Annotated in this window: 14 protein-coding genes; 12 read left to right on the top strand and 2 right to left on the bottom strand. The window is 41.9% G+C overall.

Going from position 1 to position 14,162, the window contains the following annotated elements; translation table 11 throughout:
• Positions 1 to 74: 74 nt before the first annotated feature.
• The 6 genes from GYK50_RS09860 (at position 75) to lysM (ending at position 4,554) form a co-directional block, all read left to right on the top strand.
• On the top strand, positions 75 to 668 hold the full coding sequence (locus GYK50_RS09860) for a YceD family protein (protein ID WP_212563826.1): 594 nt from the start codon (positions 75 to 77) through the stop codon (positions 666 to 668).
• A gap of 317 nt (positions 669 to 985) precedes the next feature.
• The gene (gene rpmF, locus GYK50_RS09855) at positions 986 to 1,168 is read left to right on the top strand and encodes a 50S ribosomal protein L32 (protein ID WP_057758809.1); all 183 of its coding nucleotides are present in this window, start codon (positions 986 to 988) and stop codon (positions 1,166 to 1,168) included.
• A 423-nt stretch (positions 1,169 to 1,591) separates the two neighbouring features.
• The gene (gene fabD, locus GYK50_RS09850) at positions 1,592 to 2,560 is read left to right on the top strand and encodes an ACP S-malonyltransferase (RefSeq protein WP_071003166.1); all 969 of its coding nucleotides are present in this window, start codon (positions 1,592 to 1,594) and stop codon (positions 2,558 to 2,560) included.
• Positions 2,557 to 3,285: a 3-oxoacyl-ACP reductase FabG gene (gene fabG / locus GYK50_RS09845; protein ID WP_058025367.1), complete on the top strand. Its 729-nt coding sequence runs from the start codon at positions 2,557 to 2,559 to the stop codon at positions 3,283 to 3,285. The genes fabD and fabG overlap by 4 nt, the downstream gene beginning before the upstream one ends.
• Before the next feature lie 264 nt (positions 3,286 to 3,549).
• On the top strand, positions 3,550 to 3,786 hold the full coding sequence (acpP, locus tag GYK50_RS09840; protein WP_071003168.1) for an acyl carrier protein: 237 nt from the start codon (positions 3,550 to 3,552) through the stop codon (positions 3,784 to 3,786).
• Between the two features lie 258 nt (positions 3,787 to 4,044).
• Positions 4,045 to 4,554 (top strand): peptidoglycan-binding protein LysM, encoded by a 510-nt coding sequence (lysM, locus tag GYK50_RS09835; protein ID WP_058025369.1) that lies wholly within the window; start codon positions 4,045 to 4,047, stop codon positions 4,552 to 4,554.
• Positions 4,555 to 4,681: 127 nt separating this feature from the next.
• On the opposite strand, the gene queG is transcribed toward lysM, so the two are convergent.
• A complete protein-coding gene (queG, locus tag GYK50_RS09830) occupies positions 4,682 to 5,851 on the bottom strand; it encodes a tRNA epoxyqueuosine(34) reductase QueG (RefSeq protein ID WP_212563825.1) in 1,170 nt (389 codons plus the stop codon).
• 236 nt (positions 5,852 to 6,087) lie between these two features.
• Here queG and GYK50_RS09825 point away from each other — a divergent pair, with 236 nt between their 5' ends.
• A complete protein-coding gene (locus tag GYK50_RS09825; RefSeq protein WP_212563824.1) occupies positions 6,088 to 7,911 on the top strand; it encodes an NAD(P)H-hydrate dehydratase in 1,824 nt (607 codons plus the stop codon).
• A gap of 18 nt (positions 7,912 to 7,929) precedes the next feature.
• On the opposite strand, the gene GYK50_RS09820 is transcribed toward GYK50_RS09825, so the two are convergent.
• Positions 7,930 to 8,427, bottom strand: a complete 498-nt coding sequence (locus GYK50_RS09820; protein WP_093069580.1) for a DUF4124 domain-containing protein — start codon at positions 8,425 to 8,427, stop codon at positions 7,930 to 7,932.
• 844 nt (positions 8,428 to 9,271) lie between these two features.
• Here GYK50_RS09820 and GYK50_RS09815 point away from each other — a divergent pair.
• From GYK50_RS09815 to GYK50_RS09795, 5 genes are all read left to right on the top strand, one after another.
• Positions 9,272 to 11,104 (top strand): acetolactate synthase 3 large subunit, encoded by a 1,833-nt coding sequence (locus GYK50_RS09815; RefSeq protein WP_212564547.1) that lies wholly within the window; start codon positions 9,272 to 9,274, stop codon positions 11,102 to 11,104.
• A complete protein-coding gene (gene ilvN, locus GYK50_RS09810; RefSeq protein WP_071003178.1) occupies positions 11,104 to 11,601 on the top strand; it encodes an acetolactate synthase small subunit in 498 nt (165 codons plus the stop codon). The genes GYK50_RS09815 and ilvN overlap by 1 nt, the downstream gene beginning before the upstream one ends.
• 139 nt (positions 11,602 to 11,740) lie before the next feature.
• Positions 11,741 to 12,757 carry a ketol-acid reductoisomerase gene (ilvC, locus tag GYK50_RS09805; RefSeq protein WP_058025375.1) on the top strand — a complete coding sequence of 339 codons (1,017 nt, stop codon included), beginning with the start codon at positions 11,741 to 11,743 and terminating at the stop codon, positions 12,755 to 12,757.
• Positions 12,758 to 13,108: 351 nt separating this feature from the next.
• On the top strand, positions 13,109 to 13,441 hold the full coding sequence (locus GYK50_RS09800) for a hypothetical protein (protein WP_286708087.1): 333 nt from the start codon (positions 13,109 to 13,111) through the stop codon (positions 13,439 to 13,441).
• 368 nt (positions 13,442 to 13,809) lie between these two features.
• Positions 13,810 to 14,022, top strand: coding sequence for a cold-shock protein (locus GYK50_RS09795; protein WP_071003179.1), 213 nt, complete (start codon positions 13,810 to 13,812; stop codon positions 14,020 to 14,022).
• The last annotated feature ends 140 nt before the right edge of the window (positions 14,023 to 14,162 follow it).

The raw sequence follows: 14,162 nt of genomic DNA, 5'->3' as shown, positions 1-14,162 counted from the left end.
CGCTAGCAGAATATGGCACTTTCCGTTAGTATGGCAGGCAATATTATACACCGTTTTTATGAATGAGGCCGCGCATGTCAAGCACTCCAGAAACTAAACCGTCAGCACCTTACGCTGACAATAAAAAAGCGCCTGTATCTACTAGCATGCTTGAGCACATTTCTTTGGACAAATGGGCAGACACGGGTTTTGAGTGGTCAGGAGAAGTCGATCCAAACTCTTTTGAACGTCTTGCCACGACGTTGAGCGCCGAGCATGATCAGTCAAACACTCAGTTAAACGCTGAACTCTATCGCCGTAATAATGTTTTGCATTTGGCATTTACATTAAAAGGCGATATCTGGCTAACATGCCAACGCTGTTTACAACCAATTGCGATAGACTTATCTGATGATTATAATATTGCATTACTAGAGAATGATAGCCAAGTACGCTTGATTGATGAAGAGCAAGACTACTTGTTACTTGATGAAATCGTCACTGAGCAGTCTCCGGAGCGTCTACTACCATTTAAAAAACTGGTAGAAGATGAGATATTGCTCAAAACACCAATGGCGCCAAAGCATGATGATTGTGAGATGTCAGTTGAGCAGTTTGGCGAGATACCAGAAGAAGAAGAGAGTGAAAATCCATTCGCTGCTTTAGCCTCCTTAAAAGGTAAGCTATAAGAGCCAAATTTATTTATTCAAGTATTTGAGAAGCCTTTTATCTGCTTTGTACAGAAGAGTGCAAGGCAGGGCTTTATTAATCTAATAAACATGCGTATAATGTCCGGTTTATTGCATTCGAGCAACCTGTTGCGTGCTGATAGAAGCTGACTAGGCAAATTTTTCATAAATTTCAGACATAGTTAGCGCTTTATGTAAGTAACAATCTATTTAACTAATGATGCTTCAGACTTAGGTTGTTGTGATTATATAGCCTCTGTCAGTATCGACTAAAGCTGAATTTCAAGCTTATCCCTTTTAAGTATAGGAGCTATATCATGGCTGTTCAAAAAAGTCGTAAAAGCCGTTCTCGTCGTGACATGCGCCGTTCACATCACCGTATGGAAATTGCTGAACTAAGCGTAGATGCTACCACTGGTGAAAAACATCGTCGTCATCACATGACTAAAGATGGTTTCTACCGTGGTCGTCAGCTATTCAAAGTTAGTCAAGATGCCTAAGACATTGGCCCTATGATAGCTAGGTAAAATAGTGACGGTACTGGTGACTGTTGTTGTATTTACCTGGCTATCATTAGTCAATAAGCTTTGAGCTAAAAAAAGCCAAGTTATTTCGCTATCATATATTATGTGGCTGGATAACTTGGCTTTTTGTTATTTATGACTAAACTCATTGCTTAGATGACTTTTTATTTTTAGCAAATAGAAACGCGTACTCAATCGTTAGTGCTTTTGATTGGTACTGTATTTTCCTATCGTTGTTTGGTCTGCATCCGCTATGATAATAGTGTGTGTCAGTGTATAGTTTACTGACAATCCGTTTTCTTAGATAAATAATTGAACTAGCGGCTTTGTATCACATCTAATAATATAATACACCCCATTGTTTTAGGGATATTTCTAATCAGATAAGGGATATTGGTTATGGCTTCTGTACCCGATATGGTAAAAAAGCAACCCGCTCGTATCGCGGTCATTTTTCCTGGACAAGGATCTCAAGCAGTCGCGATGACGAGTGAGCTTGCTGAAATCTACCCAGAGATACGCGATACATTTACCGAAGCGAGTGAGGCGCTTGGTGAGGATTTGTGGGCAATCTGTCAGGATGAAGAAAAACTCAATCAAACCGAGTATACTCAGCCAGCGCTACTGACAGCTAGCATTGCCATTTGGCGTGTCTTACAACAAAAAATAGAAGAGACGCCTTGCTATTTAGCTGGTCACTCTCTGGGCGAGTACAGCGCCCTGTGTGCTGCCAATGTGATATCGCTTGGTGATGCCGTCACCCTAGTGCATAAACGCGGTCAGTTGATGCAAGAGGCCGTTGTAGGTGTCGATACTGCTATGGCTGCCGTGTTAGGACTAGAAGACAACCGAGTCGAAAATCTGTGTGAGCAAGCAACAGAGCATGTCGAGGGTGCCATTGTTGGCGCTGCTAACTTCAACAGCCCAGGACAGGTAGTGATCTCGGGTAACGCTGCTGGCGTTAACGCTGTAATCGACAAAGTCAAAAATACGGGCAAAAAATCTGTGCCCTTAAAAGTGAGTGTGCCATCTCATTGTGCATTAATGGAGCCTGCAAGTAATGCCTTAGCTGAGATATTAGCAGGTATTCAATTTGATCAAGCGACCATTCCTGTGATTCAAAATCGCTATGCGCGTGTTGAAACCAGTGCAGTAGGTATCAAACAAGCATTGACTGAACAGCTGAGTGAGCCAGTACTGTGGTCAAAAACCATGCAGGAACTGGCCGATAAGCAAATTAATCTATTAATCGAATGTGGCAGTGGCAACGTATTAAGCAATTTGGCTAAGCGTCAAGCGCAGCCAATCGCAAGCTATCCTACAGACAAGCCTGCCCGTCTAGAAAAACTATTAGAGGTGTTATCATGAGCCGTACGATTACATTAGTAACTGGCGCTAGTCGCGGTATCGGAAAGGCAGTCGCCAAACGCTTTGCTAAAGAAGGACATTTTGTTATTGGCACCGCGACCACTGAAAAAGGTGCTGAACTTATTGATGACTATCTTCATGATAGTGGTGGTATCGGTCGCGTCTTAGACGTACGTGATACTACTCAAATTGATAAATTGTTTGAAGAGATCGAAAGCGTCTATGGAGCGGTACAAGTATTGGTTAACAATGCAGGTATCACGCAAGACGGTCTGCTAATGCGTATGAAAGACGATGACTGGTCAAATGTCATCGATACGAATTTGACCTCAGTTTACCGCATGAGCAAACGCGCAGTACGCGGTATGATGAAAGCGCGCCGTGGTCGTATTATTAATATCACCTCTGTTGTTGCTCAAATGGGTAATGCAGGTCAATCTAACTATGCCGCGACTAAAGCTGGTGTAGAAGGTTTCAGTCGTACGCTTGCACGTGAAATCGGTTCACGCCAAGTGACTATCAATTGCGTGGCACCAGGTTTAATCGAGACTGATATGACAGATGAGCTCGACGAGCGCCTATTGAATTCTATGCTAGATGCCGTTCCTATCAGCCGTCTTGGTCAACCAGAAGACATCGCAGCAGCAGTACATTTCTTAGCCAGTGATGAAGCCAGCTATATCACCGGCGCGGTCATTCCGGTCAATGGTGGCATGTATATGTAGTCAATACACGGACGTTACATAGTTATAATAAAAAACTGTGTGAACGAGTGTAAACTATAATAAAGGATGCTATAATTACGAATACTTTTGAGTCAAAGCCCTGTATGATAACAGGGCTTTATTAGACAGACTGTGTAACAAGTCATAGAGTACTCAGACAGCGATGCTGATCTGGCAAATACATTTTATATATCATGCTATAGAGCTTAAATAAGGCACAATAGCAGTTTATTAAAAATAATAGATGATAATGGAGTAATCTATATGAGTAATGATATCGAGCTAAGAGTAAAATCAGCAGTTGCTGAGCAACTAGGTATGAACGTTGAAGACATCAATAATGATGCTTCATTCATGGAAGACCTAGGTGCGGACTCGTTGGACCTAGTTGAATTGGTGATGTCTTTTGAAAGTGATTTTGGTATCACTATTCCTGACGAAGACTCTGCAGAATTGACTACTGTTCAAAAAGCAATTGATTACGTACAAGCCCAGCTGTAATTTGCCATTTGTTTAGCAAATTTTATAATGCCGCTTATCTTAATAGATAGGCGGTTTTTTTATGAGGGTGATTTAATTGATCAGTTGCATTAACATAAGCTACGTCAATTAACATTACTCAACATACTCTTACTATTCACGTTTGGTTCGTTTGTCTATACTCATCATGGTAAACAGTACAAAGCACGGTGATGTTCAATAACACACCACCGAAAATAAATATGAATAATAAATAACAATATTTCAAGGAGCAGTTATATGGGTATGTTCAGTTTTGCAAAAGATATCGGTGATAAAATCTTTAATCGTGATGACGAGAAACACGATGCCAAATCAGAGACCAAGGCAGATGCCAATACACCGGTAAAAAGCAGCGAGCCTTCAGCTCAATCAGTTGCTAACATTCTGTTGCGTCGTATTCAGCAACAGAACCTAAATATCAGTAATTTAAAAATCAAATATAACGGCTCTACAGATACAGCAGAAATCAGCGGTAACGCGAAAACTCAAGCTGATCGTGAAAAAGCGATTATTGCTATTGGTAACGTACAAAATGTTGCTAAGGTCATTGATAATATCGATATCGAAGAAGATGCACCTGAGTCAACGATGTATACGGTAAAATCTGGCGATAGCTTATCTAAGATTGCGAAAGATGTTTACGGTGAGTCTGGCGATTATATGAAAATATTTGAAGCCAATAAGCCAATGTTATCTGATCCAGATAAAATCTATCCAGGTCAAGTGTTACGCATTCCTAAGCCATAACAAATTGATGATATAAGCAATAAATAATCTGTACAAAAAATCGATGATAAAAAAGCCTCTTTTATAAGAGGCTTTTTTTATGAACATCTATCAAAGCAAATAATGACTTGCTCCGTTATGATATACATCAACTCGTTGGCTTACTACTAGCGTCTAGTTTTCTGCCCTGTTCAGCTATTGCCCATTCAATGTGTTCATCAAGCATGGCGTTATGTAGCGTCAACTTAGACTTCAACTGCTCAATGACGTGTGGACTAGCATTAGCGTTACCCAAACCAATCGCGATATTACGTAAGAAATTGATATAGCCTGTGCGTCTGAGCGGGCTTCCTTGTGTGTTGTTCAAAAAATCCGCTTCTTGCCATTGCCATAATTCAAGCAAACTGCTGTTATCGAGACCATGCCTTGGTGCGAAGTCCTCAACGGCAGTCAGATTGGCATAACGATTCCATGGACAGATCAGCTGACAGTCATCGCAGCCAAACACCCGATTGCCAATCGCGCGTCGATACTTGGTATCAATAATACCATCGTGTTCAATCGTCAAATAAGAGATACAGGCAGAGGCATTGAGCTCATAAGGCGCTACAATCGCTTGGGTAGGGCATACATCAATGCAAGCGCTACAACTGCCACAATGCTCTTTAACAGGCTGGTCATCGGGCAGCTCTAAGCTTAAAAACAGCTCACCTAGCACAAAAAATGAGCCAGCTTGTTTGTTGATTAATAACGTATGCTTACCTGTCCAGCCCAGACCAACAGCATCGGCAATAGGCCGCTCAAAGATAGGCGCAGAATCACTAAAGGGTCTAAAAACAAACTCTTTATCTGAACCAATATCGAGATGTTGCCATTCAGGAAGCATGGCCTCGATATTCAGAGCCAATTGCTTTAAACGGCTACGCATTGTCTTATGATAATCACGACCTCTTGCATAACGCGCAATGATGCCTTGGTTGGGATGGTCGTTGTCTGTGACAGCACGCGGTGTTGGTGCCTGAGTGAGATAATCCATTCGCACACTGATAATGGTTTTTGCACCCTCTACCAACTGCTCAGGATGAGCGCGCAGATGATGGTTGTTGTGCATGAACTGCAATTGACCCTCATAGCCTTTATCCAGCCACTTCTGTAGCTGTTCGATTTGCTTAGTAAACAGTGGATGATGGACAGATAAAAACCCACAGTCAGCAAACCCTAATGTTTGCGCTTGCACTTTGATCCATTGTTTAACATCTGCTGTTGTTGCAAAGACTGTTGAGTTACTAACGGCAATCTTGTTTTTATCGGTAGGCATAGAGATAGGTGCTTATTGGCGATCTATTTTTAGAATGGTATTTTCTCACAATCAGTGGCAGTGTGAGCACCATTATGATAAGACAGTGAGCATAGAGCGCAAGTAGAAAAGAAAATAAACTCACATTCATATTGATACATAAGTAGACATGAGCTTTTGCTAAGCTGATACCAAAGTTTAGAAACTAGACTTTCAACACTATAAAAATATCAGAAAAACATGGCCGAGGATAATAAATGAAGAATTTTACCAATTTATCACCTATAAAAAATACAAAACCTATTGCGCTTTATAGTAGTGAGCAAATTTATGCCATGGAGCAAGCGTGGTTTGCTCAAGGATATGATAGTTTTGGCTTAATGCAGCAAGCAGCTTGGCAAATGGCACAGCAGATAGAATTGCTTTATGAACAAAAATGTCTCAATGCTAATCATTCTGCTAATACTAACGTTTATCATCGTATGGAGCGTTTGCGCCGAGTAAGTGTCTGGGTAGGTAAGGGTAATAATGGCGGGGACGGTTGGCTCATTGCTTATTACTTGCAGCAAGCTGGCTGGCAAGTAGAAGTGGTCACTGTCGGTTTTGATGTCAATGATTTTGATACTCGTACTCAGTCGGCCATCTCTAATAAGAAAGACCACAATAATGACCATATAACTGATGCTAACAAAGCGCGACAGATAGCAATATCTGCCAACTGTCATTATCAACACTTCGAAGAGATTCATAGCAGTCACAATGAGTCAGAGAAAATGGCTTTATTAGCTGACATTTATATTGATGCACTGTTTGGGATTGGGCTAGATCGTGCGCCAGAAGGTGTCTATAAAGAGGCTATTAGCGCTTTTAATCGTACTACTCAGCAACAAAACGCACTAGCAGTCGCCGTCGATATTCCAAGTGGATTGGTGGCGTCTACTGGTGCGGTATTTGATCGTATAGCAGTACAAGCTGATGTCACCTTATGCCTGATTGCGCGCAAATTTGGTTTACACACCAAAGATGGTGCGGATTATAGCGGAGACATAATCGATATACCGTTAATACCTTATCAAACAGCTAGACCTCACAAAATATCTGATAAAAATACCAAGCAAAATACTATTGAAGCATTTGAACCTGTTGCCATACTGCTGATGGCTGCACAGAGTATGAAGCCGCGCCGCCAAAACAGTTACAAAGGTAGCTACGGTCATGCGCTAATCATCGGTGGAAATCGCGTTGATGGCTCTCAAGGGATGGGCGGTGCTGCGATACTGTCTGCATCAAGCACCATGGCAACTGGCGCTGGTAAAATAACCGTTGCCTGTCATGAGGCTTTTCATGGTGCATTATTAACGTCACTGCCTGATGCGATGACTATCAATCTGCACGATACAGATAGCGTAAAGGCACTTATCAAACAAGCCAGTGTTGTCGCTATTGGTATGGGTTTGGGCCGTGACGAAAAAGCAAAAATGTTATTTATCGACTATATACAGGCTGCCATAGCTCATGAAAAATCAATAGTGATCGATGCAGATGGTCTTTATCATTTGGCCTCGCTGCAAATGGATAGCCATGAACTGGTAACAGAGCTTCGCGAACACAGCATCAATCATCGAGTTTGCTTGACACCGCATAGCGGCGAAGCGGCTAGATTGCTCGATCAAAAAATAAGCGAGGTAGAAAGTGATAGATTGCGAGCCATAAAACAATGCGCTGCAGTTTATGGTGGTGACTGGGTATTAAAGGGAGCAGGGTCGCTAGTTTTGGAGCAAAAATCAGGACGAGCGCGAGTATATGTCTGTGATGCGGGCAATGCTGGTATGGCAACTGCTGGCATGGGCGATATTCTATCTGGAGTGATTGCTGGATTATTAGCACAACAAGACTTAGCAGCAGAGTCGCGCAGTTTACCTCAGGCAGCGCTTATTCATGGATTTTCAGGGGACACACTGGTTAATCAAGGTAATGAATATCATCGTGACAATAAGCTATTGATTGGACAACGAGGGCTACAAGCGCAAGATATGCCAGCAGCCATTCGTCATGTTATGCAATTAATGATAGTTGAGTAGTCATCATTAGTATAAAGACTAGGTCGTAGCGCTGCTACAGTATTGGTCGATTGCCTGCTGTACGCGTTCACGTTTTAGCTCAATCTCACGGCCATCTAAGTACTGACGCTTGCCATTTGCATCCATCTCATAGATACGTCCGCCAACGTTTAGATTCGTTAAATTGTTACGTAGCGATTGGCAGCGCTGGGCATTGGCTTGCGCTTCTTGCTCTTTGATACGTGCTTCAAGTGCAGCTACGCGCTGTTCTTCTGCAGTTTGAGTATTATTGCTTTGGCTGGGGTCTGTTTTGCCAGCCATTTGTCCGGCGTTGTTTTGTCTACCGTCGCTACGAAACTCAATCAACTCAACGTTTTTACCATTTTGCGGTGCGTGCTGGCTATATTTAACTTCGCCATATGCGCCAATGGATTTATAAACTTGAATAGCCTGACTGGTATTCATGGATAGCATTAGCATACAGGTGGTACTCGTTAGCCATTTAGCAGCAGTCGCTATTTTAGACGCATATGCCATAGCAGCAATCCTTTTGTTTGATAAAAGCAAATTTGTATAAGGGTAAATATAACATTTGAGCACTTTATTGGCAGCACTAATGTATCGACTTCCAATTTTAGCAAATAATACTTATCAATGTGTATTATTTAATAACTAATAGTTTGGGATAGGCTTTAGAAGTTTTTCTTGACAATAGCGGGCAAACCATCGAATATAATAGAAGTTGATTGGTCAGTGAACGGCTTTTATGATATTGCCGTGGCACTTGAAAATGATTACTACGAGCTACTTATCGGTAGTTTATGCAGTGTTATTTTCTTTGTGATGATGATATAGCACACGTAGCATTGGCTACTCATAACTATACATTGTCTCCGGACTTATCTGTCTACAATGACTAAGATAAACTTATTATTTGAACTGTGCTAAATGTAATTCTGGCAATTGTGCAAAATACGATACAGTACTGGTTATAAAAAAGTACGCCAAAGCCTCTGTTATAAGTTTTAGTAACTTATGCATAGTATTTGGGTATAAATATCCTGTTATCTCTACGTCTTTGCACCCATGAATTTATTATCAGTACTTATTTATAGAAAGACTCAATAATAAGCTTCTTTCATAGGTGCGTCCGCATCTTGTCACTGTATATCGATAAACATCCATCACAAAACTGACCTTACATACATTGCTATGTTTGAGTAATTTGCTGTCTTAAAAAAACAACGTTACTTAAATATGATAGGCAAATATTCTTGATATGGACAAGGATTAGCGATCATTTTATGAGTTTTGAAGTAATACCTATATGGGGTTATCTCTTATCATAGAATACCGCAAATCCTCGCCGCAAAAAAAGGTGATGACAGTGACGCAAACCACGCAAAGTCCGAATATGACGGGACATACCCAAACGGGTAATGCCGCCAAAAATTTTGAAGAAAAACAACAACGTCTTGCAGAAGGCAGCGTTCAGCCTGTGATGCTATCGGGCGCTGAAATGCTGGTACAAGCGCTGACAGACGAAGGTGTCAAATATATCTTTGGTTATCCAGGCGGTGCCGTTCTACACATCTATGATGCGCTGTTTCAGCAAGAAGCCATTGAGCATATCTTGGTGCGTCATGAGCAGGCGGCAGGACACATGGCAGATGCTTATTCACGAGTTACTGGTGAGACGGGGGTTGTACTGGCAACCTCAGGACCTGGTGCAACCAATACGGTTACCGCTATTGCGACAGCTTTTATGGATTCAGTACCGATGGTCGTGATTTCAGGTCAGGTGCCAAGTAGCCTAATCGGTGAAGACGCTTTCCAAGAAACGGATATGGTGGGGGTATCACGTCCGATCGTTAAGCATAGCTTCCAAGTGCGCCATGCTAGCGAAATTCCGATGATTGTCAAAAAGGCATTTCACATTGCACAGTCTGGCCGACCAGGTCCTGTCGTTATTGATGTGCCAAAAGACATGACTGCGCCTAGTGAAAAGTTTGCCTATAAATATCCAGAAGAGGTATTTATACGCTCTTACCAGCCTTCGCTCAAAGGCCATAGTGGTCAGATCAAAAAAGCGGTCGAGACACTATTATCTGCCCAGCGTCCTGTCGTATATGCAGGTGGCGGCGTTATTTGGAGCAATGCTCACGAAGAGTTGACTGATCTGGCTCACCGTCTTAATTTACCAGTGACCAATACATTGATGGGTCTTGGTGCATTTCCTGGCTCTGATCGTCAGTTCCTAGGTATGCTTGGTATGCATGGTACTTATGAAGCCAACATGACTATGCATCATGCCGATGTTATTTTGGCAGTGGGTGCGCGTTTCGATGATCGCGTCACCAATAATGTCAAAAAATTCTGTCCGAACGCGACGATTATCCATATCGATATCGATCCTGCGTCGATTTCAAAGACCATCCTTGCGCATATTCCTATCGTTGGCGATGTAAAATCTGTCTTAACCGATATGCTAGAGATCGTTGGAGAAGATAAGCAATTAGAGCAACACGCATTGCTCGATTGGTGGTCACAAATTAATGAGTGGCGTAAGCGCCATGGTTTGCGTTATGACACCAGCACAGATAATGGCATTAAGCCACAAAGTGTCGTACAAGCTCTAGATAAAGTGACTAACAGTAACGCTATTATCACAAGTGACGTCGGTCAGCATCAGATGTTTGCAGCCCTTTACTATACTTATAATGAGCCTCGCCAATGGCTGAACTCAGGCGGCCTAGGTACGATGGGCGTTGGCTTGCCGTATGCCATGGCAGCCAAGCTTGCTAATCCAGAGCGTGATGTGGTGTGTATCACAGGCGAAGGCTCTATTCAGATGAATATCCAAGAGCTGTCAACTTGCTTGCAGTATGACTTGCCAGTTAAAATTCTAAATTTAAATAACGCACAGCTAGGTATGGTGAAGCAGTGGCAGGACATGCTGTATGAAGGTCGCCATGCACAGTCTTATATGAACTCCTTGCCAGATTTTGTCAAATTGGCTGAAAGCTATGGTCATGTTGGTATCAAGATTACTGACCCTGATACGATGGAAGAGCAGTTGGCTGAAGCGATGGCCATGAAGGACAAGTTGGTATTTATCGATGTTTATGTCGATCGTAATGAGCATGTATATCCGATGCAAATCGCTGGACAAGCCATGCGTGATATGTGGTTAACAAAAGGGGAGCGTACCTAATGCAACAACAACATCTGATTTCGGTATTGATGGAAAACGAAGCGGGTTCGTTGTCGCGTCTAGTCGGTTTGTTCTCACAACGTGGCTACAATATCGAAACGCTCAACGTCGCGCCTACTGATGACCCAAGCATTTCACGCTTGACCTTAACGACCATTACCTCACCAGAAAGAATTGAACAAATCACCAAACAATTGCATAAATTGATTGAAGTGGTTAAAGTGCATAATCTGACAGAGAACGTACACGTTGAGCGTGAATTGATGCTCATCAAAGTACGAGCAACTGGCAGCGTACGTGAAGAGGTGAAACGCAGCGCAGATATCTTCCGTGCGCAGATTGTCGATGTGAATGCCAACTTATATACGATTCAAATCGTTGGTGATAAAGCAAAGCTTGACGGTTTTATCGATGTGCTTGGACGTGACCGTATTATGGAAGTGGTTCGCTCGGGTGTGATTGGTATTGCCCGCGGTGAGAAAACCCTTAGCACCTAGAATTAATGCCCAAATATCCTATTTTATTGAAGAACTATTTATCTAAATCAACAAAGCGCTTATCTTAATCACTATCTTGATTACAGTATAAGCGTCTACTATCCATGGTAAGCCATGATTGAGGACAAGGACTCTATTTATGAACGTTTTTTATGACAAAGATTGTGATCTATCCATTATCCAAGGTAAAAAAGTGGCCATTATCGGTTATGGTTCACAAGGCCATGCGCACGCGCTTAACTTACAAGACTCAGACGTTGATGTAACGGTTGGTCTACGTGCCAACTCAGGCTCATGGAAAAAAGCTGAAAATGCGGGCCTAAAAGTTGCTGAAGTCGAAGAAGCGGTAAAAGCTGCTGACGTAATCATGATTTTGACACCTGATGAGTTCCAAAAAGAGCTTTACAACGATGTCATTGAGCCAAACATCAAAGAAGGCGCGACCCTTGCATTTGCCCACGGTTTTGCTATCCATTATAACCAAGTAGTGCCACGTAGCGACCTTGACGTGATCATGGTAGCACCAAAAGCACCAGGTCACACCGTACGTTCAGAGTTCACCAAAGGTGGCGGTATTCCTGACTTAATCGCCATCTACCAAGATGCTTCAGGTCAAGCTAAGCAATTAGCATTATCTTACGCTGCTGGCGTTGGTGGTGGTCGTTCAGGCATCATCGAAACCACATTTAAAGATGAGACTGAAACCGATCTATTCGGTGAGCAAGCGGTTCTTTGTGGCGGCGCGGTTGAATTGGTAAAAATGGGCTTTGAAACCCTTACTGAAGCAGGCTACGCGCCAGAAATGGCTTACTTTGAGTGTTTACATGAGCTCAAGCTTATCGTCGACTTAATGTATGAAGGCGGTATCGCTGACATGAACTATTCAATCAGTAACAACGCTGAATACGGCGAATATGTGACTGGTCCTGAAGTTATCAATGAGCAGTCTCGTGAAGCCATGCGTAACGCGCTAAAACGCATCCAGTCTGGTGAATACGCAAAAATGTTCATCTCTGAAGGTGCAACCAACTATCCATCAATGACAGCTCGTCGTCGTAACAATGCAGCGCATGAGATCGAAACCACAGGTGCCAAATTGCGCGCTATGATGCCTTGGATTGGTGGTAACAAAATTATCGATAAAGACAAAAACTAATTCGATACTACTTAAATAGAGTATTTGGTAGTTTATTAAGTAACCCGTGTTATCACCTGATAGCACGGGTTTTTTATATCCTACTTTTGACATATGGTTACACCGCTATATGTGTTGGTTGAAAACCAGTAAAAACTGCCCAATATAGGCAGGCATCTTCACATTAGCCAGTGGGCTTTTATTGTGCTTATTTATCTTTGATTGATCAAAGTAGATGAGTCCTCATTCATATTTTCTATAGATTACAGGTTGTATGTTGTGCAAATATCTTATCCAGACTGGCTAACGCCGCAATTCGTGTATATTACTCTTAGCGCTGTCGTAGCAGTTTTAATTTGGATAGAAGGAGAAATGCTTAAGAAAACCGATGGTAAACTGCCTAAATCTAAGTTTTTCCAAATCAGTTCAATCTTAGATACCATCTGGTTCTTTATCTCTGTTGTTGTCCTATACGTGATTGATTTGGCACCGCTCGCGATTGCTGTACCGGCCGCTTATGGCATTTACACGACCTTTGGTTGGGTCTATGGCACGCGATTGTTGAAGCGTCGAGGCGTTCCTGATTCTCCTAAAGACATGGTCATACCGGCCAAATATATTGCTTATAGTCAGTCGTTTTCGTTGATATTTTTTGGGCTATGTTTGCTTGTATTAAGTTCACCATGGTTACCGATATTGCAATAGGTAATGAATGATTTTTTAACCTATAAGGGTCTTTCTTGTCGTATTTAACGATGGCTTCGCAATTGTAGCCTAATATTCATATGTTAGAAATTTATTCAATATCAATATGATAACGGCAAAAATGCTAGCTATTTTGATGGGTTTTAATAGCTGGAATTTATTTACAAAAATCATCAATTTAGACTGTTACCTGTATAGAAAACTGTTATAATCAGATTGTACTCAAAGTATTTAGGTAAAAAATTCAGGTTTTCTCTTAGATTATTTGCAATTTTGAACCGTAGCGTTCAGCAAAAGATGCATGGGTATATATCAATTAATCGGTGATGGCACAAGTCTCGCCAACAGTTAAAGAGTCAGGAAAATTTATGTCAGATAAAGTTGAAGGCACTGTAAAGTGGTTTAATGAAGCTAAAGGTTTTGGTTTTATCGCTCAAGACAACGGCGGACAAGACGTATTCGCTCACTACAGCGCTATCCAAGGTAGCGGTTTCAAAACGCTAGCCGAAGGCCAAAAAGTGTCGTTCATCTTAGGTGAGGGCAAAAAAGGTCCACAAGCTGAGCAAATCGAAGCACTATAATCTCTTTGCTGTTTGGGCACACTGATGTTTAGTACGCTCGATGACAGTGAGAGTGACGATATACATAAAATTTTTGTTTATAAAAACAATAAAAATACTGTTTAGACTTTAAAAAAAAGCAACCTCTTATCAGGTTGCTT

Source organism: Psychrobacter pacificensis (assembly GCF_018336615.1).
Lineage (GTDB): Bacteria > Pseudomonadota > Gammaproteobacteria > Pseudomonadales > Moraxellaceae > Psychrobacter > Psychrobacter pacificensis.
This window is presented reverse-complemented; position numbering and strand designations above follow the sequence as displayed.

Coding starts and splice junctions, on each gene's coding strand:
- GYK50_RS09795 (WP_071003179.1), top strand. CDS start 13,810: ATGTCAGATAAAGTTGAAGGCACTGTAAAGTGGTTTAATGAAGCTAAA.
- fabG (WP_058025367.1), top strand. CDS start 2,557: ATGAGCCGTACGATTACATTAGTAACTGGCGCTAGTCGCGGTATCGGA.
- GYK50_RS09800 (WP_286708087.1), top strand. CDS start 13,109: ATGCTTAAGAAAACCGATGGTAAACTGCCTAAATCTAAGTTTTTCCAA.
- acpP (WP_071003168.1), top strand. CDS start 3,550: ATGAGTAATGATATCGAGCTAAGAGTAAAATCAGCAGTTGCTGAGCAA.
- GYK50_RS09820 (WP_093069580.1), bottom strand. CDS start 8,427: ATGGCATATGCGTCTAAAATAGCGACTGCTGCTAAATGGCTAACGAGT.
- rpmF (WP_057758809.1), top strand. CDS start 986: ATGGCTGTTCAAAAAAGTCGTAAAAGCCGTTCTCGTCGTGACATGCGC.
- fabD (WP_071003166.1), top strand. CDS start 1,592: ATGGCTTCTGTACCCGATATGGTAAAAAAGCAACCCGCTCGTATCGCG.
- ilvN (WP_071003178.1), top strand. CDS start 11,104: ATGCAACAACAACATCTGATTTCGGTATTGATGGAAAACGAAGCGGGT.
- GYK50_RS09815 (WP_212564547.1), top strand. CDS start 9,272: ATGACAGTGACGCAAACCACGCAAAGTCCGAATATGACGGGACATACC.
- ilvC (WP_058025375.1), top strand. CDS start 11,741: ATGAACGTTTTTTATGACAAAGATTGTGATCTATCCATTATCCAAGGT.
- queG (WP_212563825.1), bottom strand. CDS start 5,851: ATGCCTACCGATAAAAACAAGATTGCCGTTAGTAACTCAACAGTCTTT.
- lysM (WP_058025369.1), top strand. CDS start 4,045: ATGGGTATGTTCAGTTTTGCAAAAGATATCGGTGATAAAATCTTTAAT.
- GYK50_RS09825 (WP_212563824.1), top strand. CDS start 6,088: ATGAAGAATTTTACCAATTTATCACCTATAAAAAATACAAAACCTATT.
- GYK50_RS09860 (WP_212563826.1), top strand. CDS start 75: ATGTCAAGCACTCCAGAAACTAAACCGTCAGCACCTTACGCTGACAAT.